Below are 19,843 nucleotides of genomic sequence, written 5' to 3'. Positions count from 1 at the left end.
GAATCGGATGGCGGCCGGCGTGATCAGCGGCATGCCGGCCGGTGCCGCCGTCGGACGGGTGATCCAGCGCGTCTCCGGAGGTATCGTCCGGCTGCGCACGCCGGGGCGGGCGGCAACGTCATCGCCGGTGCGCTCGGCCACGGGGCCCGGTACCTGCCGAAGCGGCGGGTCGCCGACCGGGGATTCTCGAACCACCGCCGCGAACCCCTTGCCGGTCACGGCCGTTCCGAACGCAACTGCTCGTCAGTCCTCACCACATGTGGTGAGGACGCCCCTTCGGACGTTCATGCCTGGGGTGTGTGGGCCAGGTAGGCGAGGACGGCGAGTACCCGGCGGTGGCCGCTGTCGCTCGCCGGCAGGCCCAGTTTCAGGAAGACGTTGCCGATGTGTTTGTGGACGGCGCGTTCGGTGACGACGAGGGTCCTGGCGATGGTCGCGTTGTCGTGGCCCTCGGCCATCAGCGCGAGCACCTCGCGCTCGCGCGGGGTGAGTGTGTCGAGTGGTGAGTTCTTGCGGCGGGTGAGGAGTTCGGAGACGACCTCGGGGTCCAGGGCGGTGCCGCCGGCGGCGACCCGCTCCAGCGCGTCGAGGAACTCGTCGACCCGGCCGACCCGGTCCTTGAGGAGGTAGCCGATCCCGTTGGTGCCGCCGCCCAGCAGTTCGGCGGCGTACGACTCCTCGACGTACTGGGAGAGGACCAGTACCGGCAGGCCGGGGATCGCCTGCCGCGCTTCGATCGCGGCGCGCAGGCCCTCGTCCCTGAAAGCGGGCGGCATCCGGACGTCGAGTACGGCGATGTCCGGCCGGTGTTCCAGCAGCGCGGGCATGATCTCGGGGCCGCTGCCGGCGACGCCGGCGACCTCGTGCCCGGCCGAGGTCAGCAGCAGGACGAGTCCTTCCCGCAGGAGGGCGTTGTCCTCGGCGATCACCACACGCACGGCAGCTCCACTTCGATCACGGTCGGCCCCCCGGTGGGGCTGGACACTTCCATGGTTCCGTCGAGTGCGGCGACCCGCCGTCGCATGCCGGGCAGCCCCGAGCCGCCGGTCTCGACGGCACCGCCTCGGCCTTCGTCCCGGATCTGGACGCGCAGGCTGCGCCGAGCCCGGACCAGCCGGACCTCCGCGCGGGACACCCCGCTGTACTTGGCCACGTTGGTCAGGGCCTCGGCCACCACGAAATAGGCCGCCGCCTCCACGGCCGCGGGCGCCCGCACCCCTTGGTCCAAGGCGCCGTCGTCCAGGGCGACTTCCAGTCCGCTGCTCGCCGCCAGCGCCCGCAGCGCGCCGACGAGGCCTCGGTCGGTCAGGATCGGCGGATGGATGCCGCGGACGACGTTCCGCAGCTCCGCCAGCGCCTTCTCGGCCTGCTCCTGGGCCTCGTCCAGCAGCTTGAGCGCGGTCTCCGGATCACGGCCGTAGGCGCGTTTGGCAAGCCCGATCCGCATGGACAGCGCCACGAGCTGTGCTTGCGCCCCGTCGTGCAGATCACGCTCGATACGGCGCAGTTCGGCACCGTGCGCGGCGATCGCGTCGGCCCGCGTTCGGGCCAGCCGCTCCACCTTGGCCGTCAGCAGCGCCTGCGGGGACGGCTTGAGCAGGGCCGTCGACCAGTCGGCCTCCAGGTCCGCGATCCGCACGATCAGGGGCAGGACGACGGCCTCGCGGCGCAGCAGCCCGCACCACGCGCCGTCGACGAGCAGCCCGACCGGCCACAGCGGCAGGGCGAGGGCGAGCAGGGCGCCGTAGAACCAGTAGGCGACCATCCAGCGCAGATCCCTGCGGGTGCCGGGATCCCGTACCGCCGTGACCACCCGCTCGCGCACGGTGCCGGTCAGGCGCTGGTACACCTCGGGGATCTTCACGCCCGTCCAGGCAGCGGTGAGGTTCCGCTTGGCCCCCGCGATCCGCCGGACGAGCAGCACCGTCTCGGGCAGCAGCCAGATACCGGCCAGTGCCAACGTACCGACGGCGGTGATCAGCAGCACGGTGATGAAGATCCACGTGCCGAACGCCATGAGCGCCGTCAGAAAGAGGTGAGCGGTGGCCCTCCCGGCGCGCTGCACCGATTTCCACATGGCAGGAAGTTAAGTGATCTACTTGAGTTACGCAAATATCTGTGGGGGTGGGCGAGTTCCCGCGTACCACGGGACCGGCGCCGGCGTCTTCGTGGCCGTACGGGACAGGTGACGGCCGAACTGCTCCGAGTTCAAGGGTGTAGCGGGCTACACCCTCGGTTCGGGAGTCCGCTTCCGTGTGCCGACGGGTGAGCGACGGAATCGTGGGAGGCCCAGACCACGAGAGCTCCGAGCTCCCCGCACCCGAGGAACGCGATGAAGCCGAAGTCGCTGTTTGCCACCCTGAAGTCGTTCGTCGCCGATCTGCTGCTCTGGTCGTTCTTCGTGATCGGCCTGGCCGCCTCCATGGGAGCCGGCGCGGTTCTGGACGGCACGGACAAGAACGTCGCCACGCTCGCCGGGGTCGCCGTGTCGCTGGTGACAGGTACCCGCATCGCGAAGAAGCCCAGGATCAAGGCGTTCCTGTCGACCCGGCCCGTGTTGTGGTTCCTGTTCCTGTTCAACGGCGGTGTGGCGGTGGCCTCCTACTTCGTCGTCGACGGTGCGAAGGGCATGGCGACCGCCGGCGCGATGGGCATCGTCGCACTGGGAGCGCTCGGCGGACTGGTGACAGGTCGCCGCACGGTCAGGGGCGAAGCCGGCCGCCCCGTGCCGGACACCCGCGTCACCGGCCAGTAGGGACCGGAGCCCGGCCCCGGCATCGCGAACCATCGCCCGCGTCCGTCCGACCACCGGCTCCGCCGTCACGCACCGCACGGTGCGAGGAAAGGAAACCCCCGTGACCACACGCCGTCACCATCGCATCACTGCCGTTGCCACCGCCGCAGCCGCTGTCGCGTTGACCGCGACACTCGCCACCGGCTGCGAGTTCGACGACTCGCTGGACTGCGTCTCCAGCGCCGACACCATCGCCGACAGCGTCACCGCCATCCACCAAGCGGGTGCGGACGCGATCGAGGATCCCACGCGGACCCAGGAGTCCATCGACACCATCGAGAAGAACCTCGACAAGATCAACGACAAGACCGACGACAAGTCGGACGACAAGACGGACGACAACAAGCTCGATGCCGCGGTCGACGACCTGAACACGACCATCGTGAACTACAACAAGGCCATCCTGAACGGCGACACCAGCCCGGACACCAGCAAGATCGACGCGGCGGCCGACCGGTTGAAGGACGTCTGCACGTCGTGAACCGGTGTCCCGGGCACGTCCGCCTGCGAGACACTCGTCCTCAGGGACAGGTGTCTTCGATGAGGAGTGACGCATGACCACGGTAGGTATCGCCACCGGCGCCGCCAGCGGGACGGGAGAGGCATGCGCCAGGCGCCTCGCCGACGTGGTGGATGTGCTGTTGCTCGCCGACGGGAACGAAGCGGCTGTGGCCGCGGTCGCGAAGGACCTGTCCGGCCACGGGAAGCGTGCCTTGGTCGAGCCGTTCGCAGTCGATGTCACCGACCGGGAGGACCTCGTCCGGCTCGCCGACCGGGTCAGGGAGGCCGGCACCCTCCGGGCCGTCGCGCACGCCTACAGCATTCCGCCCGAGGAGACCGACTGGCGCCGGATCGTCGCAGCCGACTTCGTCGCGGCGGCGCTGCTCACCGAGACGCTCCGGTCACTCGCCACCGCCGGTACGGCATTCGTGTACCTGGCCTCCGTGTCTCCGCTGATCGCGCACGTCGAGCCCACCCCGGCAGTGGCGGCCGTTCTGGACGACCCACTGCAGGAGGACTTCCTCGACCGGATCCGGGAAGCGGTCGGACCGGCCGTCGAGGATCCGGCCTGGGCGTATCCGTGGGCCACCTACGGCGTCCATCGTTTGACCCGCGCGGAGGCCGTACGGCTCGGGCCCGTGGGCGCCCGCGTGTGCTCGGTGTCGCCGGGCGCGATCGACACCCCGGAGACGCGGCTGGAGGCGGCACGGCACGCATCGATTCGACAGCTCATCGAGCGCACGCCACTGGGCCGCGTCGGCCGGCACGAGGAGGTCGCCGCCGTCGCTGCCTTTCTGCTGTCGGACGAGGCGAGCTTCGTGAACGGCGTCGACATCGTCGTCGACGGCGGCCTGTGCGCCTCCTTGCAGGAGAACTGACGCCGGAGACAGCGCGCTTCGACCGGTGCGGGACGACCTGTTTCGCACCGGCACACGCGGCTTCCCCGGCTGGGAGCGTGAGTTCGATTCTCTTCGGGAGGACTCCGCGTCGCGCTTCCCGTGTCAGAGGCCGGGGTCGAGTTCTTGTTCGGCCCACACGGTTTTGCCGCCGCCTGCCAGGCACCTGGCTCCGTGGCGCCGACAGAGCTGCGCGACGATGTAGAGGCCGCGGCCGCCTTCGTCGCTGGTGCGCGCGTGCCGCAGCCGGGGGAAGGTGTCGCTGGTGTCGGAGACTTCGCAGGTCAGGACCTGGTGCCGGATCAGGCGGAGGCGGAGCGGGCCGGTGGCGTGGCGGACGGCGTTGGTGACCAGTTCGCTGATGATCAGCTGGGTGGAGGCTTCCAGACGTTCCAGTCCCCACTGGGTCAGTCGTCGGGTGACCAGGGCGCGGGCACGGCGGACGACGGCCGGATCGCTGGGCAGTTCCCAGCACGTGGTCTGGCTCGGGCTCAGCGAATGGGTCCGTGCGACGAGCAGAGCCACGTCGTCGCCCGGTGACCGAGCCGGCACTGTCTCCATCACCGAGGAGCAGAGCCCTTCCAGCGACTGGCCGGGATCCGCCAGGGCGCGGCCCAGACGCTTCATACCGACGTCGATGTCCTGGTCGCGGCTCTCGACCAGGCCATCGGTGTACAGAGCGATCCGGCTCCCCTCGGGCAGTTCCAGCTCGACGGCTTCGAAGGGGATCCCCAGTCCGACGCCGAGCGGTGTCCCGGACGGCAGGTCGGGGAAGGTGACCTTGCCGTACGGGTCGATGACCGCGGGCGGAGGATGCCCGGCCCGTGCCATGGCGCACTTCCGGGTGACGGGGTCGTAGACGGCGTACAGGCAGGTCGCACCGGTGACACGGGTCGGGTCCTGAGAGTCCGCGTCTTCCGCGGCGAGCCGCCGGACCGTGTCGTCGAGGTGGCTCAGCAACTCGTCGGGGGGCAGGTCGAGGTCCGCGAGCGTGTGTACTGCGGTGCGGAGCCGGCCCATGGTCGCCGCGGCGGTGATGCCGTGTCCCACCACATCGCCCACGACGAGCGCCGTCCGGGCGCCGGACAGCGGGATGACGTCGAACCAGTCGCCTCCCACACCGTTGTCCACATCGGCCGGCAGATAGCGCGAGGCCGTCTCGATGGCCGTGCCCTGCACCACACGCTGCGGGAGAAGGTCGCGTTGCAGGGTCAGGGCCGCACTGCGCTCCCGGGCGTACCGGCGGGCGTTGTCCAGGGCAAGCGCCGTACGGCTGACGAGTCCTTCGGCCAGGAGCAGGTCATCCTCCTGGAACGGCGCGGGTTCCTCGGTCCGGATGAACACCGCAGTACCCAGGCAGGCGTCTCGCGTACGGATGGGGACGACCATCAGGGAGTGCATGCCGCTGGCACGCATGGTCCGCGCCCGGTCGGGGTCTCGGTCGAACCAGGTGCCGGGAGAACCGTCCAGGACCGGTTCCAGATGGGAGCGGCCGGATGACAGGGCCTTGGTGAAGGGCGAGCTCGGTGGTACGACGACCAGCTCACCGCGCGCCCACGGGGACTCGGGCACCCCGGGATGGATCGAGGCCATGCCCGCGCGACGCAGGACGCGGCGGTGGTTGTCCATCGGTCCGATGCGGGCGAAGGGCGCTTCGCCGAACTGGATCGACTCGGCCAGGTCGACGTTGACGTAGTCGGCCAGCAGCGGTACCGCGAGGTCGGCCAGCTCCTGACCGATCTGCATCACGTCCAGGCTGTTGCCCATGCGTGTGCTGGCCTCGCTGAGGATGGCCAGGCGCTCGCGAGCCCGCTGGCTGCCGGTGACGTCCACGCTCGTACAGCACACCCCCGTGGCTCGGCCGTCGGCGTCCTGGAGGCAGAAGTACGAGGCCGCGATCGCGTGCTCGCGACGCGGATCCGCCGACGGCCACGACCGGTACTCATGGACCGTGCCGATGCCGCTGTCCAGGACCTGTCGCATCACCACCTCGAGCCTTTCGGCTTCGATGGCGGGCAGCACGTCCGAGAGACGGCGTCCGAGCCGCTTTTCGCGAGGAATGCCGTCCTGTCGCTCCATCGCGTCGTTGGTCCAGGCGCAGTGCAGGTCCTGGTCGTGAACGGCGATGCCGATCGGTGTACGGGTGAGGAGTGAGTCCCGTACCGATCCGGTGGTCGCCACCGGGGAGAGCGAGGCGATGTCGGTGCCGGAGATGAGCCAACGGATCTCGCGGTCTTGCCCCCACAACAGCGAGAACCGCAGACTCGCCTTGAGGGCATGACCCTCGCGGTGGCGGATGGTCGCGGTACCGGACCAGCCACCCCGGGCAAGGCACTCCTCGGTCGACGCCCAGTCCAGCAGCGTTTGGCGGCTGAGGGGCAGGAGCCTGGAGACGGCCTGGCCGACCACTTCCGTGGCCGGATAGCCGACAAGCCGCTGCGCCGTGCTCGTCCATCCCACCACCGTCCCCTCGGCGTCGATCATGGCGATGGCGGAGTCGGGTGTCTCTCGGTGGTCCAGTCGCTCACACAGGCTGCCTTGAAACATCTCGGTCACCAGACTCCCCCCATCACATGGACTGCTGAGAATCGGACCGGAGTGATCCGGCGGTTCTGGCTGATGCCGTCCGGACCACGACAGTAAGCAAGAGGGTAGGAGTGCGAACCGGAAGGAACGTGGGGTGCAACGCACCATCTTCTGGTCGCGATTTGTGACAGGGAAACAAATCGTTCACCGCTCGGCTGTGCCGCCGGGTGGGAACCATCCGTGAGTACGGCAAACGCAGAGTCACGCCTCGCGGAGATCCCCCACGACGTATGGGAACACCTGCTCATTGAAAACCCGCAGGTCAGGGTAGGTGGCGTTGCCGGAATACTGGCCCCGGCACCTTACCTCCGGTGGGCATCCGTGAGTGCTCGCCAAGATCTGTGCCAGAGTCCGCCGTGCACCTCACACTCGGATCTGGTTGCCCCGGCAGCGTGTCGCTGCGCTGCGGGCACCGCCCCGACCAGCGGATCTACGCCTGCGCCTCGGTCGCCGTGCGCTCCGCGTGGCGACCGGCGCGCCCGTCATCGGCCGGCGTCGGCCTCCCACTCGGCCTCGGGGTCGAGCGGCAGCCCGGGCCGGTCGCGCTTGAACGCCTGTGCCTGTTTCTCCACCTTGGGCAGGGCGTGATCAGGCGCCCCGAAGCCGCGGAACAGGGTCGAGCAGTACTCATGGGACAGGAACTGCGCGTCCCACTGCCCGTCCGGTTTCACCCATTGGTACGTGTGGTTGTGCAGGTTGAGGAACTGCAGGGTGGCCAACCGCGGCGGCATGCTGCGGAACGTGCCCTGCTCCATGGCCTGCGAGAGCAGGTCCGAGATCAACTGCTCGAAGTCGGAACGCTGGGCGAGCAGGGTCTTGAGTTCGTCGCCGCTGAGACTGCGGTAGTCGTGTTCGTAGACCCAGATGTGGTCGAGCCGGCGAAAGATGATCGTCAGAAGCGACTCCGACAGCAGGCGCAGGCGCAGCAACGGGTCGATGTCGAGGTCTGCGATCTGCCGTGCGCGGGACAGCAACGGGCCCATGACCCGCGACTGGATTTCGACCAGCAGGTTCTCTTTCGAGCCGATGTAGTAGTACAGGGCTCCCTTGGCCAGCCCGACCGCACGCCCCAGGTCGTTGATGGAGGTCGCGGCGTACCCCTGCTGAGCGAACAGGGAAGCCGCGATGTCAATGATCTTCTGGCGTCTGACCTCGAAGCCCGGTCCATGGCCTGGCGGTCGTGGCATGGATTCACTCCCCGCGTGATGTGGCGGCACGTCGATGCGAATCGACTACCGTGCCCGCGTCGGATGCCTTTCGGTATATCCGGGGGAAGCGGACCACGGGCACCGCTTGCGTTTGTTGGACCAATCGGTACATTAAAGCATGGAAACCCTTCGGCCCAAGCCCGCGCCATCTGGGGAGCATAGCGATGACGCCGGGCCCCGGGGGCTCCAGCGCGCCGCCGTCGGCTCCGGACGCGCGGACGACCTGGCGTCAATGTAGCGCCGCACGCGGCGCGTCCGGCGGTTCGGGGGCCGGGTATCCGAACTCCACGAACTCTACAAGGCGGCGAAGTTCCCCGGTTTCCCGCATCGGTCGACGGGGCGGCCCCGGGAACGGGTTCCGGGGTGCCCCTTGTGCATCCGCCGTCGGCCCGGCCGCTCGGGCAGGACTGGCTGGGCCGACGGCGGGCCCCGATCGGGTCCGTGGATCAGACGGTCGCGACCGGAGTCAGCGGACTGCCCTGAGTGCCGGGCAGGTTCAGCGGGGGAGCCGTCAGCAGGAACCGGCTGCGGCCGTGTTCGCGCAGCCAGCCGGCCAGCTCGTGCAAGTACCACAGTTCGCCGAGGGGGACGCCCAGCTTGAACAGGCACAGATGGTGGATCGGCAGCAGCGTGTGCGGGCCCTGGGCCTGCGTGACGCCCACGCCTTCGACGGCGTAGTTGTCCGCCACCAGTGCCGAGATCTGCGACTCGGTGATCCATTCGAGCAGCGCCGGGTCGTCCGCGTCCAGATAGGCGGCGGTCTGGTGGATCGCCACGGGATCGGGGTTCTTGTTCCAGGCGAGGATCTGGGTGGCGAAACCGGTGTGCAGCAGCAGCATGTCGCCGGGTTCGACGACGACGTTGTCCGCGGCCATGATGTCCTGAAGTGTCTTGAAATTCACCGCCTGGTAGTCCGTGCCCAGGTGGTGGGCCAGGTCGACCAGGACCCCCCGGCCCTGCACGCCGTGCTCCGCCATGTGCTCCAGGCCGAGGTGACGGGCGTGGCTGAGGCTCCCGCTGCCGTCGCCCTTGGCGTCCTCCTGCGGTCCGACGATGTCGGTGCCCGCGCGGTATCCGTTGTAGTAGACCGGCTCGGCGGCCCCGTCGCCGTCGGTGTCGAACTCGGCGCCCTGGTGGGCGAGGGCGTCCCACTGGGTCGAGTACTGCAGCCAGAGGGTGACCACGTCGTCGGACCACACGTCGATGAGCTCGGGTGCGATCTGTTCACGTGCGACGACGTTGTAGAAGACGTCCTGCTTGTGCGCCAGGTCCTCGGTGGGCCGCAGGATCGGCGGGTAGCGTCGCTGGTTCATCGCCGAGCCGCCGGGATAGTCGAGGGGCAGGCTCAGGCTGAAGCTGATTCCGTGCTCGACCTCACGCACGCCCTGAAGGACCTTCTCGGAGGTGAGCAGGTTGATGCGGCCCAGCTCGTCGTCGTCACCCCAGTCGCCCCACGTCGAGCCCGGCGGACGCTGCTTCCAACGCTTCGTCACGATACGCCTCCTTCGGCGACAGTCCCGGTGACAGCCGTGGGCATGTTATTCAGATTGTACCGATCGGTCAATGAGTTGAGTTTTATGCGAATGACCTCTCCCTTTTCCCTCTGTCGCAGTAATAGACTAAGTGGTCGAAAGAAGTGGTGGGGTGCTGCTGCCGAGCGCAGGCCCGTTCGACCTTGGAGAGACGATGAACGAAGCCGCACAGGCACGGGTCGCGGAGGGGGTGCGGGCCGTGATCGGGGCCCATGCCCAGGCACAGGACGCCGGCCGTACCGATGAGGTCGTCGCGTTGTACACGTCCGACGGTGTTCTCGAAGTGCCCGGCATGGATCCCGTCGAGGGCCACGGCGGGATCCGGGAGGCCTTCGAGGGCTGGGCACCGACACGGCCGCAGCTCCACGTCGTGACCAACACCGTCGTCACCTCCGCCGCCGAGGACGAAGCCACGGCGGTGAGCGACGTGGTCTTCTTCCTGCGCGCGGAGCCGGGCTGGGCACCTCAGCTCGTGGGCAGCTACGACGACACCTTCCGCCGCGTCGACGGCACGTGGCTGTTGCGCCGGCGCAGGACCACCTACCAGGCCTAACTTCCCGCCTCGACCCGCTCCGCCCATCGAATTCGTCCTGGGAGAGAAGAAGACAGATGACCATTTCCACCGAAGCGGCCCTGGCCGGTGTACAGACCGCCATCGCCGCCTACGCCCACGCCATCGACGCGGGCCGCACCGATGCCGTCGCCGACCTGTTCACCGAAGACGGCGTCGCCGAGATCACCGGTCAGGGCACCTTCGAGGGCCGGGAGACCATTCGCAAGGCCTACGAGGCGTTCGCACCGCAGGCTCCGCAGCTGCACCTCGTCGGCAACACCCTGCTGACCTCCCCTCCCGGCGATGAGGTCACCGCCACCAGCAACCTGGTGTTCTTCGTACGCGGCGAGGAGGGCTGGGCCGTGCAACTCGTCGGGAACTACGAGGACACGCTGGTCCGCGTCGGTGACGCGTGGAAGTTCCGCAGGCGGGTCACGACCTTCAAGTAAGGGTGTGGGGTCCCGGCGCACACGAAAACTGGGAGGCGCCGCGTGGGCGCCTCCCAGTCGAGGTCGACGGCGAGGAAAGCGAAGGAACTCGTTTCGGTAAAGGAAGTTGAGAAGGAAGCCCCTTCATGGCCTCGCCGTCGTCAACGCTAGCACTCAGCCCGGGATCAAGTCGCGCAGATTTTCGAGGGTGATGATCCGGGAGTCCGGATGCAGTCCCTCGGGACGTTCGAGGCCGATGTACGTCACGGGCTCGTCCGGGACCCGCCCGCCGTCCCACAGGTCCACGGTCGCGGTGTCGCCGGACATCAGGTCGATCAGGTACCCCACCGTCAACTGCTCGCGCTCCACGACGGCGCGCACCACCGTCGACACGGATGCCTGGTTCTCCTCGACCCGGTTGGCCCACGAGATGCCCTTCAGATACAGGTGCAGCCACTTCGCGCGCCACCGGCCGTCGTCCCCGCGCCGGAACACCAGCGGCAGCGCCACCCGGCCCACCCCACGCAGCTCCGACTTCATCCGCACGGTGCGCGGCTCGAACGGCCGGCCCTTCTGCTCACCGTCGCGCAGCATGAAGCCGAAGAACGACTCCTCGACCTCCTCGAAGCCTTCGCCGGCGAAGATGTTGACCTGTGGAACGATGAAGGTGCCGCGCACCCGGTCCAGGGACAGGCTGATGAACTCCGAGGCCCCGTCGGGCGCCTCGGTGATGTCGCCCGAATGCTCGCCCCCGACGGCCTTGAGGGATGTGTAGGAGAGCCAGGAATCGGTGCTGTAGTCGGCGTGGAGAAGCAGCGCCGACAGGTCGTAGTCGGTCCGGTGCTCGCTCTCCTTCCAGTAGACGAAGAAGCGCAGCTGTTCGCCGTCGACCGCGGAGACCGACCCTCGCGGCAGTACGCCGAGCCCGGCCGCGGTGGCCCGGCCGCTGAGCGGCAGCGCCACGTCGAGGACATCGGGGTCGAGCAGCAGCCGGCCCGGCGCCGGGAGCCGACGACGCATCTCGGCGTCCAGGGCGGCGATCAGACGATCGCGGTCGGCGGCCGGTACCGGCGGCCGGTGGTCGGGAGTCACCCACGCGCGGCCCCGGCGGTTGACGAAGACCCGGGGTTCGTCGCTCTCACGTGCCCGGTTGTGGAGATGCTCGCGCACCGAGAGCACGACCCGGCCGGAGACGTCGGGAGCGACCCGCGCCGCGGCGGCCACCACCGCGTCCCGTTCCCCCTGGTCGGCGGCGATGCGCAGCAGGAGGTCCAGGGCGCGGAACAGCTTGCCGGGAGCGGACTCCAGCAGCTTCACCGCACCGAGGACGTCGAACGCGCCGAGCAGCTCCTCGATCCGGCTGTCGAAGGACCGCGCCTCCTTCTCGCCCCGCGCGACCGCGAACACATCGGCGGCGTGCGGCCAGCGCGGGTACTCGTGCGGGTGGAGGCGCTCGCCGAGCCGCTTGAAGGGCTCCCGGTGCGCGTGCACATCGGCGAGTTTCGCGGGGTTCGCCGCGACCACGGCGTCGAGACCCGCGAGCAGTCCCCGGCGCAGCGGCCGCGACAGCGCCCTGAACCGGGTCGGCTCCTGCAGCGTCACGTCACCGCCCGACAGCGCGCAGGCCAGCCGCAGCACATCGGTGACGGTGTCGAGGAGCAGATCCGCCCCGGCGCCGAGCCGGGCCTCGTTGATGACCGCCCGGTTCTCCCGGACCGGGATCGCCTCCGGCTGGGGGCCGAGCGCGCACCGCTCGGCGAGGGTCTTGAGGTCGCGCAGGTCGTCCTCGCCCAGCGGGGTCGTGCTGCCGGCCAGCGCCAGGTACAGGTCGGTGAGTTCGTCGTCCAGGTCCCGGCCGAGATGCAGGACGGTGACCCGGTCGCCCGCCGAGGCGATCAGTTCGTCCTGCGCCGCGAGCATCTCCTCGTAGGTGTGCTGGTACCGGCCGTACGCGGGGAGGCTGAGCAGGTTCAGCACCCCGTGCCGCAGCTGCGTCAGCACGTTCTCGCGCGACTTCTCGTCGCCGAGCGCCTTCGCCACGCACTGCATCCAGAACTCTTCGGTGTCCGGCACGTTCGCCGGGAAGTCGATGAAGTACGCGTTGTGCCGGACGTGGTCGCCCACCATCTCGCTCACGGTGCGCAGCGTCCGCCTGGCGGTGTGCACGACCGCGGCCTCGGAGAGCCCCGACAGCCGCTCCAGCAGCTCCGCCGAGAGCTTGAAGCCCACAGATGCCAGCGCCGCGTCGAACTGCCGTGCGGCGACAGCTCCTTCCCCGGCCGAGCCCTGGGGAGAGGAAAGACGGTGGGTGTGCCGGATGACCAGCGATTCGAAACTGTGCGCCATTCGGGGATGATCGCAGAGGTGCGCGAGCCGGTGCACAGGAGTTTTCGTACGCGCTCCGACGCTGTGATCACACACCCGCCACCTCACTTGCGAGTGGCAGTCACGGGACAGCCCTCAGCGGGCGGTTGGGCTGCCGGCCTTCTCGCCGCTGCGCAAGCGGGGCAGCGCCCGCAGCTGCCGGACGTGCCGTTGCTGGAGCTCCGTGGCTCGCCGGAGGAAGTCGGTGATGACGGCGATCTGGTCGGCGGTGAAAGCGTCGGCGATCATCTGGTGGCCCTCGTCCACCAGGGGGGCCATGAGGGAGAAGGCGGTCTTCTGGAATTCCGGGGTGGCACGAATGATGCTCTTGCGCCGGTCCGTGGGGTGAGGCTGACGGGCGAGGTAGCCGGCTTTCTCCAGCCGGTCCAGGAGGGCCGTGGTGCTGCCCGTGGTCAGACCGAGGCGGTCGGCAAGCTGACTGGGGCTGGCTTCAGGCAGCTCCTGGAGGAGGATTTCCAGACAGCGTAGGTCCGTCTCGTTGACGCCGAGGTGATGGGCGAGTTCGCGGTCGAAGTCGTCGACGGCGGCCTGGTAGGCACGGGAAGCCTCGCCCAGTCCCGGCTGGGGCGGCACCTGGCCGGCAGCGGTCATGACTCCCGTGGTCCCTTCACAGTCTCGTAGCTCGTTTCTCAAGGTACCGCAGCGGGGGTGATGTCCCGAGGGCTCCACCGGGTGGCACTTGCCTTGACAATCAAGTAACTCGGCAATCAAGGTATAGGTACCTCGACAAACGAGCTGTATGGCGATCGACGGAAGTGACTTCCCATGCACGTATTGATCATCGGCGGCGGCACGGGCGGTATGTGCCTGGCCCACGGCTTGAAGAAGGCCGGCGTCTCCGTCGCGGTCTACGAGCGCCACCGCACCCGCCGCGACGGCCTCTTCGGCTACCGGGTCGGCATCGACCCCACGGGAAGCCGCTCCCTGCACGAGTGCCTGCCGCCGCAGCTCTTCGACACTTTCGTCGCCACCTGCGCCAAGGACCCGCAGCACCTGAACGTGTGGACCCAGTCGATGCACACCACGGCAAGCTTCCGGCTGCCCGACGCAAAGGACCACGTCAACGCCGAACGCTCGGTCTCCCGCTCCACGCTGCGCCAGGTCCTCTTCACGGGCATGGACGACGTGGTGCACTACGGCAGGGAGTTCACCGGCTACGACCAGCTCCCCGACGGCAAGGTCCGCGCCGACTTCGCCGACGGCAGCAGCGCGACCGGTGACCTGCTGGTCGCGGCCGACGGCTCCCGTTCGAAGGTGCGCCGGCAGTTCCTGCCGCACGCCACCGTCAAGGACACCGGCATCACCGCCCTGGCCACCAGGACCGCCCTCACCTCGCAGGTCCGCGCCCTCATCCCGGACGAGGCCCTGAACGGCATGTCGTTGATCTTCGGGACCAAGGGCATGATCGGGATGCTGCACTCGATGCAGTTCAAGTGGGACGCCGACGGCAACCCCAAGGACCCTGGCGACAAGGCGCTCCTGGACAGCTGGTCGGGGCTGCAGTTCGACAACACCCGCGACTACCTCAACCTCTCGGTCTGGAGCACCCACGCGCGCTTCCCGGCGGGCGTCACCGAGCAGCGCGGCCAGGAGCTGATCGGCACCGTCCTCGACTCGACCCGCAACTGGCACCCCGACCTGCGCCGGATCTTCGAACTGTCCGACCCCGCGGCGGCCTTCCCGCTGAAGATCGCCACCTCCGAGCCGGTCGAACCGTGGAAGAGCACCAACATCACCCTGCTCGGCGACGCGATCCACACCATGACCCCCGGCCAGGGCGTCGGCGCGAACACCGCCCTGCGCGACGCGGCCCTGCTGTGCCGCCACCTCACCGCGGCTGCCCGTGGCCGGCAGTCGCTGCCGGCCGCCGTCGCCGCCTACGAGGCCGAGATGATCCCCTACGGATTCCAGCGCGTCGCCGACTCCCTCGGCCAGAACGGCACCACCGCCGCCGACCCTCTCTACAAGCCCGGCATCGGCCGCCTCGCGCTGTTCGGCGCCCGCAGCTACTTCAGCGTCATGAGCAAGGTGCCCGCCCTGCGCACCCACTTCCTCGACCAGATGTACGCCTACCGCGGCGACGAGTAGGCCAAGCCGCCCGCAGGCGGGTGGCACCCGGAACCTGTACCGGCTCGGCCATCAGGAGCTGGCGCGCCGAACCCGCCGATATTTCGTATCCTCAATTATTGACTGGACCGAGCGGTACAGTTAACTTCGTCAGCAAGCCCGGGTGAGTCCTGCAGCGAACGACGAGGTTCGAAAGGGGTACCGCCTGTGTTCAAGGAATTCGTCGTGTCCGGTGACTCGCACATCATCGAGCCGGCCGATCTCTTCAAGGCCCGTCTGCCCAAGCACCTGCGTGAACGGGCTTTGTGGGAGGAGGAGTTCACCCTGGACGAGCCGATCGTTCCGGGTGGGCACACGGAGTTCAAGAAGCTCCACACCATCGGCTTCGACGGCTGGACCATCTCCAAGTACCGCCAGCACGGCGGTCAGACGCCGGACGGCGAGCCGGAGCACATCATCCGCGACATGGACCTCGACGGCATCGACGCCTCGGTCATGTTCCCCAACCTCTCCCTGTTCGTCCTGTTCACCGACGACCACGAACTGTCGATGGCGCACGCACGCGTGTGGAACGACTACATCGCCGAGCGCTACCTCCCCCACCGGGACCGCCTGCGTCCCACCGCGGCGATCCCGCTCACCCGCATCCCCGACGCGGTCGCCGAGATCGAACGGTGCGCCCGGCTGGGCATCGGCGCGATCCTCCTGCCCGACATCCCGCCGGTGCCCTACTGGTCGCCGGAGTACGACCCGGTGTGGGCCGCGGCGCAGGCGAACGGGATGCCGGTCTTCTTCCATGTCGCCACCGGCGGGGTCAAGGTCAAGGAGAACGTCTCGGAGACCGCGGCCACGGTCCGGGGCCTGATGACGTCCATGAACATGGGCAAGGGCCAGCTGACGGACGCCATGGTGGCGAGCCGCACCATGAGCGCCGGGGGCAGCGGGGCGGCCGGCCCGCAGGGGATCATCGCCGACCTGGTGGCCGGCGGCGCCTGCGAACGCTTCCCCGACCTGCACTTCAACCTCATCGAGTACAGCGCCGGCTGGCTGGTCTCCTACATGGGATTCATGGACAAACTCTGGAAGACCGGCACCGGTCAGGACCCCGACTGGTGGCTCGGCTTCTGGGACGACTCGCGCTCGCCGAAGGACCAGCCGGCGATGGGACGGCTGTTCGCCGTGAACAGCCGCTGGCCGCACCCGCTCAAGCCCAGCGAGTACGTCCGGCGCCAGATCCATGTGCAGTTCGCCGACGACCCCACAGCGGTCAAGGCCCGCCACATCACCGGCCTGTCGACGATCATGTGGGGCAACGACTACCCGCACGCGGAAGGCACCTTCCGCAGCAGCGCCGACTGTGTCGCCGAGAACTTCGTGGACGTCCCCGACCCGGACCGCGCGGCGATCCTGGGCGGCACGCTCGCCGGGATCGTGGGCTTCGACACGAGCCGGAAGCTGGCTCCGCTCCCGCAGGACGCCCGGACAGCCGCCGGGTGACGGAGCGGCCCGGAGCGACCGTGCTGCGGGGCCGGCTTTGCGGACGGCCCCGCCCCCCGGAGTGGGCAGCCTGTCGAAGCACTCCGAAAAAGTGCACTCATTAGCGGAAGACCGGTCTCGGCGGGGACGAGCTCATCGCGCGCGAGATCGACAGCGGGGCGCTCTGACGAACGTACGACGAGAGGAGTCGCGATGACCACGACACTCGAACCCGACGGAACCCACGACGGTGTCGCCGCCTACCACTTCGACAACCGGCTCGGCGGCCCGGTGCTCAGCCATCAGAACCGCTGGGACGAGATGGCCGCCGCGCACTCGGGCTTCCGCAGCACCGTCGCCGGCGGCCACTGGGTCGTCACGGACGGCGCGGCGGTACAGAAGGCGCTCCAGGACTGGCGCACCTTCTCCAACACGTCGGTGACCGCACTCGATCCGGATCCGACGTTCCTGTGGATCCCCGAGATGCTGGATCCGCCCCTGCACACCGTGTGGCGGCGGCTGCTGGGCCACTACTTCTCCCCGAAGACCGTGGCCGCCCGCGAGCAGGAGATCCGCCAGGTCGCCGGCGACCTGATCGACGTGCTGAAGCAGCGCGACGGTGCCGACGTCCTGGACGAGTTCGCACGCCGTTTCCCGACCTCGATCTTCATGCGCCTGATGGGGCTGCCCGAGGAGGATCTGCCCACCTTCCTGGACTGGGTTCACGAACTGCTGCACCTGTCCCACCGCGAGGACCCGGACGGCGGCAGGCGGCTGGCCGCCATGCGAGCGGTGTCGGCGTACTTCGAGGAGCAGATCGCGCTGCGCCGTTCGGCTCCGCGCGACGACCTGCTCTCCCACGCCATGACCTGGACCGTCGACGGCGGACCGATCGGCGACCGGGACCTGCACGCCTTCTGCGTCCTGCTCTTCCAGGCAGGCCTGGACACGGTCCCGATCTCCATCGGCTGGGCGCTGTACCACTTCGCGACGCATCCGGAGCAGCGCAGGGAGATCGTCGCCGACCCCTCGCTCATCGCCACCGGGGTGGAGGAGACCCTCCGGGTCTATTCCTTCGTCGTCCCGGCACGGAAGGCGATGCGGGACGTCGAGGTCGGCGGCTGTCCGGTGCGGGCGGGCGAGATGGTGATGCTCCCGCTGGCGGTCACCAACCGCGATCCCGACCGGTTCGACAACCCGCGCGAAGTGGACCTGCGCCGCAAGGCCGTCAACCACATCGCGTTCGGCTCGGGCCCCCATCGCTGCCTGGGTTCGCACCTCGCCCGCCTCGAACTCAACGTGGCGGTCGAGGAATGGCACCGCCGCATCCCCGACTACCGGCTCGCACCCGGTCAGGACCTCTGGCAGCACGGCAACATGTACGGCATCAAGTCGCTCCGCCTGGAGTGGTGAGGCCGAGGGGGCTCGCGTTCGTGCGTGGAACGCCTCCCCTGAGGGTGCGTCACTGCCGTCTCCCGCCCCGTGGAGTCGCGGCGCGGACGCGAAATGAGGACACTCCAATCGTGGCACCGTGCCGTCTCTCCGGCGTGGCGACGCATAGACTCGGGAGCCGCAACAGCCACCGGAGGAGTGACCCATGGCGACTGCCGTCGATCGCGAGTCCGTCGGCGGCGGGACCGGTATCGCGGTCGGGAAACTCGCCGCGCAGACCGCACTGCGTATCGAGGCCACCGTGATCCGCCAGGGCTGGCCCGTCGGCGAGTCACTGGGCTCCGAAGCGGACCTGCGGGAGCGCCTGGGCGTGAGTCGCGCCGTGCTGCGCGAGGCCGTTCGGCTGGTCGAGCACCACCAGGTGGCGAGGATGCGGCGCGGCCCCGGCGGCGGCCTGATCGTCCGTGCCCCCGACGCCGGACCGGCGACCCGGGCCATGGTGATCTATCTCGAGTACGTCGGCACCAGCGTCACGGACCTGCTCCAGGCCCGCCGGCTGCTGGAGCCCCTCGCCGCGGGACTCGCGGCCGGGCGCCTCACCGAGGACGGGATCGCCACCCTCCGCACGGCGCTCGACGCCGAACTCGCCCACCTGGACGACCCGTCGGTCCACTCGCAGGAACCACTCCACCCGATGCTCGGCAGGCTGTCGGGCAATCCCGTGCTGCATCTGTTCATCGACGTCCTCACCCGCCTCACCGCCCGCTACGCGCACACCTCCCGTCGGCTCTCCAGGGCGGAGACACGCGCGGCGAAGGAGTTCTCGCATCGGGAGCACCGCGCGGTCGTGGACGCCGTGATCGCCGACGACGGTGCTCGCGCTCAGACGGAGCTCACCGCCCACCTGGAGTCGGTGACCGCGTGGATCGCCGAGCACCGCGTGCGCCGCGGCCGGCGCGTCGAGGGGAACGTCGTCGAACCCGAACTGGTCGAGGGACCGAGGGCCAAGCTCGCCGAGGTCGTGGCCGCCCGGATCCACGACGACATCGCCGCGCGGGGCCGGCAGATCGGGATGGTGCTCGGTTCGGAGGCGGACCTGCTGACCAGGTACGGCGTCAGCAGGTCCGTGCTGCGCGAGGCCGTCCGGCTCCTCGAATACCACTCGGTCGCCCGGATGCGCCGGGGCCCGGGCGGTGGGCTGGTCGTCACGGAGCCCGAGCCCCAGGCCAGTGTCGACACGATGGCGCTCTTCCTCGAATACCAAGGAGTCACGGCCGACGACCTGCGGACCGTCCGCAACGCCATCGAACTCGGCCTCGTCGCCAAGGTGACCGCCCGGCACGCCGAGGGGGACACGGAGGTCGCCGAGCGTCTGGCGAGGGCCGTGCGGTGGACCACGGAGGGCCCGGCCGGAGAGCCCCGCAAGGCCGACCTCTTCCACACCGAACTGGCGGCCCTGGCCGGCAACCCGGTGCTGTCGCTCTTCCTCGCCATCATCACCGAGTTGTTCCGCCGGCACGCGTCCGGCCATGACCGGCCCCTGCCCGGTGACACGGCCGCCGACGAGGTGCGCCAGGTCCACCAGCGCATCCTCGACGCGGTCCTCCAGGGGGACGCCGGGGTGGCCAGGCACCGCATGCGCCGTCACCTGGACGCGCTGATGCCCTGGTGGCATTGAGCGAACGAGGCCACATCGCCAGGGCCCGGTGCTACGCCCGGCAAATGAGTGGCCTGAATCAGAGACAAGCCCGATGGACCTGAATCAGAGACAAGCCCGATAGATCGGAGTAGCCGAGTGAAGATCACCATCGATGCGGCGCAGTGCTCCGGGCACGCGCGGTGCGCGGCAGCAGCGCCCGGACTCTTCCGTCTCGACGACGACGGTTATGCGCTGCCCTACGACGGAGACGTCCCCGAAGCCTTGGAAGAGGCCGCCCGGGACGGGGAGTCGGCCTGCCCGGAACGGGCGATCACCACAGGGTGACGCCGTGAAACGCGCGAGCCCCACGGCCCGAGCCCGTGGGG

General features: G+C 69.2%; 17 protein-coding genes. 10 read left to right on the top strand and 7 right to left on the bottom strand.

The window, feature by feature from the left end; genetic code table 11:
- Positions 1-284 precede the first annotated feature (284 nt).
- Both ACFWXC_RS38070 and ACFWXC_RS38065 read right to left on the bottom strand, forming a co-directional pair.
- Positions 285-938: a LuxR C-terminal-related transcriptional regulator gene (locus tag ACFWXC_RS38070; RefSeq protein WP_384486170.1), complete on the bottom strand. Its 654-nt coding sequence runs from the start codon at positions 936-938 to the stop codon at positions 285-287.
- A complete protein-coding gene (locus tag ACFWXC_RS38065; RefSeq protein WP_384486168.1) occupies positions 926-2,077 on the bottom strand; it encodes a histidine kinase in 1,152 nt (383 codons plus the stop codon). The genes ACFWXC_RS38070 and ACFWXC_RS38065 overlap by 13 nt, the downstream gene beginning before the upstream one ends.
- Positions 2,078-2,332: 255 nt before the next feature.
- On the opposite strand from ACFWXC_RS38065, the gene ACFWXC_RS38060 reads away from it, so the two are divergent.
- The 3 genes from ACFWXC_RS38060 to ACFWXC_RS38050 all read left to right on the top strand — a co-directional run bounded on the left by ACFWXC_RS38060 (position 2,333) and on the right by ACFWXC_RS38050 (position 4,173).
- Complete coding sequence (locus ACFWXC_RS38060; protein ID WP_384486166.1) at positions 2,333-2,755, top strand: hypothetical protein; 423 nt, start codon at positions 2,333-2,335, stop codon at positions 2,753-2,755.
- A gap of 100 nt (positions 2,756-2,855) precedes the next feature.
- Positions 2,856-3,275, top strand: a complete 420-nt coding sequence (locus tag ACFWXC_RS38055; RefSeq protein ID WP_384486164.1) for a hypothetical protein — start codon at positions 2,856-2,858, stop codon at positions 3,273-3,275.
- 73 nt (positions 3,276-3,348) lie between these two features.
- Positions 3,349-4,173 (top strand): SDR family oxidoreductase, encoded by an 825-nt coding sequence (locus ACFWXC_RS38050; protein WP_384486162.1) that lies wholly within the window; start codon positions 3,349-3,351, stop codon positions 4,171-4,173.
- Between the two features lie 123 nt (positions 4,174-4,296).
- Here ACFWXC_RS38050 and ACFWXC_RS38045 read toward each other — a convergent pair whose 3' ends face one another.
- From ACFWXC_RS38045 to ACFWXC_RS38035, 3 genes are all read right to left on the bottom strand, one after another.
- On the bottom strand, positions 4,297-6,738 hold the full coding sequence (locus tag ACFWXC_RS38045; protein WP_384486320.1) for a SpoIIE family protein phosphatase: 2,442 nt from the start codon (positions 6,736-6,738) through the stop codon (positions 4,297-4,299).
- A 521-nt stretch (positions 6,739-7,259) separates the two neighbouring features.
- Positions 7,260-7,964: a TetR/AcrR family transcriptional regulator gene (locus tag ACFWXC_RS38040; protein ID WP_384486160.1), complete on the bottom strand. Its 705-nt coding sequence runs from the start codon at positions 7,962-7,964 to the stop codon at positions 7,260-7,262.
- Between the two features lie 467 nt (positions 7,965-8,431).
- Positions 8,432-9,478 (bottom strand): cyclase family protein, encoded by a 1,047-nt coding sequence (locus ACFWXC_RS38035; protein WP_384486158.1) that lies wholly within the window; start codon positions 9,476-9,478, stop codon positions 8,432-8,434.
- 193 nt (positions 9,479-9,671) lie between these two features.
- Here ACFWXC_RS38035 and ACFWXC_RS38030 point away from each other — a divergent pair, with 193 nt between their 5' ends.
- Both ACFWXC_RS38030 and ACFWXC_RS38025 read left to right on the top strand, forming a co-directional pair.
- Positions 9,672-10,070 (top strand): nuclear transport factor 2 family protein, encoded by a 399-nt coding sequence (locus tag ACFWXC_RS38030; protein WP_384486156.1) that lies wholly within the window; start codon positions 9,672-9,674, stop codon positions 10,068-10,070.
- A gap of 56 nt (positions 10,071-10,126) precedes the next feature.
- Positions 10,127-10,519 (top strand): nuclear transport factor 2 family protein, encoded by a 393-nt coding sequence (locus tag ACFWXC_RS38025; protein ID WP_384486154.1) that lies wholly within the window; start codon positions 10,127-10,129, stop codon positions 10,517-10,519.
- A 153-nt stretch (positions 10,520-10,672) separates the two neighbouring features.
- On the opposite strand, the gene ACFWXC_RS38020 is transcribed toward ACFWXC_RS38025, so the two are convergent.
- Positions 10,673-12,844: a hypothetical protein gene (locus ACFWXC_RS38020; protein ID WP_384486152.1), complete on the bottom strand. Its 2,172-nt coding sequence runs from the start codon at positions 12,842-12,844 to the stop codon at positions 10,673-10,675.
- Positions 12,845-12,958: 114 nt separating this feature from the next.
- Positions 12,959-13,474: a MarR family winged helix-turn-helix transcriptional regulator gene (locus ACFWXC_RS38015; protein ID WP_384486150.1), complete on the bottom strand. Its 516-nt coding sequence runs from the start codon at positions 13,472-13,474 to the stop codon at positions 12,959-12,961.
- Positions 13,475-13,648: 174 nt separating this feature from the next.
- On the opposite strand from ACFWXC_RS38015, the gene ACFWXC_RS38010 reads away from it, so the two are divergent.
- The 5 genes from ACFWXC_RS38010 to ACFWXC_RS37990 all read left to right on the top strand — a co-directional run bounded on the left by ACFWXC_RS38010 (position 13,649) and on the right by ACFWXC_RS37990 (position 19,802).
- Positions 13,649-14,971 (top strand): FAD-dependent oxidoreductase, encoded by a 1,323-nt coding sequence (locus ACFWXC_RS38010; RefSeq protein WP_384486148.1) that lies wholly within the window; start codon positions 13,649-13,651, stop codon positions 14,969-14,971.
- A 204-nt stretch (positions 14,972-15,175) separates the two neighbouring features.
- A complete protein-coding gene (locus tag ACFWXC_RS38005) occupies positions 15,176-16,447 on the top strand; it encodes an amidohydrolase family protein (RefSeq protein ID WP_384486146.1) in 1,272 nt (423 codons plus the stop codon).
- A gap of 192 nt (positions 16,448-16,639) precedes the next feature.
- A complete protein-coding gene (locus ACFWXC_RS38000) occupies positions 16,640-17,839 on the top strand; it encodes a cytochrome P450 (RefSeq protein WP_384486144.1) in 1,200 nt (399 codons plus the stop codon).
- 184 nt (positions 17,840-18,023) lie between these two features.
- Positions 18,024-19,496 carry a FadR/GntR family transcriptional regulator gene (locus ACFWXC_RS37995; protein WP_384486142.1) on the top strand — a complete coding sequence of 491 codons (1,473 nt, stop codon included), beginning with the start codon at positions 18,024-18,026 and terminating at the stop codon, positions 19,494-19,496.
- Positions 19,497-19,613: 117 nt separating this feature from the next.
- Complete coding sequence (locus tag ACFWXC_RS37990; RefSeq protein WP_384486140.1) at positions 19,614-19,802, top strand: ferredoxin; 189 nt, start codon at positions 19,614-19,616, stop codon at positions 19,800-19,802.
- Positions 19,803-19,843: the final 41 nt, after the last annotated feature.

This window comes from Streptomyces sp. NPDC058683, assembly GCF_042716195.1.
Lineage (GTDB): Bacteria > Actinomycetota > Actinomycetes > Streptomycetales > Streptomycetaceae > Streptomyces.
The sequence above is the reverse complement of the archived record's forward strand: the minus strand, read 5'-3'. Positions and strand labels throughout refer to the sequence as shown.

Bases quoted from the DNA above. Each gene is read 5' to 3' on its own strand.
- ACFWXC_RS38020 (WP_384486152.1), bottom strand. From the start codon at position 12,844: ATGGCGCACAGTTTCGAATCGCTGGTCATCCGGCACACCCACCGTCTT.
- ACFWXC_RS38065 (WP_384486168.1), bottom strand. From the start codon at position 2,077: ATGTGGAAATCGGTGCAGCGCGCCGGGAGGGCCACCGCTCACCTCTTT.
- ACFWXC_RS38050 (WP_384486162.1), top strand. From the start codon at position 3,349: ATGACCACGGTAGGTATCGCCACCGGCGCCGCCAGCGGGACGGGAGAG.
- ACFWXC_RS38030 (WP_384486156.1), top strand. From the start codon at position 9,672: ATGAACGAAGCCGCACAGGCACGGGTCGCGGAGGGGGTGCGGGCCGTG.
- ACFWXC_RS38040 (WP_384486160.1), bottom strand. From the start codon at position 7,964: ATGCCACGACCGCCAGGCCATGGACCGGGCTTCGAGGTCAGACGCCAG.
- ACFWXC_RS38060 (WP_384486166.1), top strand. From the start codon at position 2,333: ATGAAGCCGAAGTCGCTGTTTGCCACCCTGAAGTCGTTCGTCGCCGAT.
- ACFWXC_RS38045 (WP_384486320.1), bottom strand. From the start codon at position 6,738: ATGTTTCAAGGCAGCCTGTGTGAGCGACTGGACCACCGAGAGACACCC.
- ACFWXC_RS38000 (WP_384486144.1), top strand. From the start codon at position 16,640: ATGACCACGACACTCGAACCCGACGGAACCCACGACGGTGTCGCCGCC.
- ACFWXC_RS37995 (WP_384486142.1), top strand. From the start codon at position 18,024: ATGGCGACTGCCGTCGATCGCGAGTCCGTCGGCGGCGGGACCGGTATC.
- ACFWXC_RS38015 (WP_384486150.1), bottom strand. From the start codon at position 13,474: ATGACCGCTGCCGGCCAGGTGCCGCCCCAGCCGGGACTGGGCGAGGCT.
- ACFWXC_RS38025 (WP_384486154.1), top strand. From the start codon at position 10,127: ATGACCATTTCCACCGAAGCGGCCCTGGCCGGTGTACAGACCGCCATC.
- ACFWXC_RS38010 (WP_384486148.1), top strand. From the start codon at position 13,649: ATGCACGTATTGATCATCGGCGGCGGCACGGGCGGTATGTGCCTGGCC.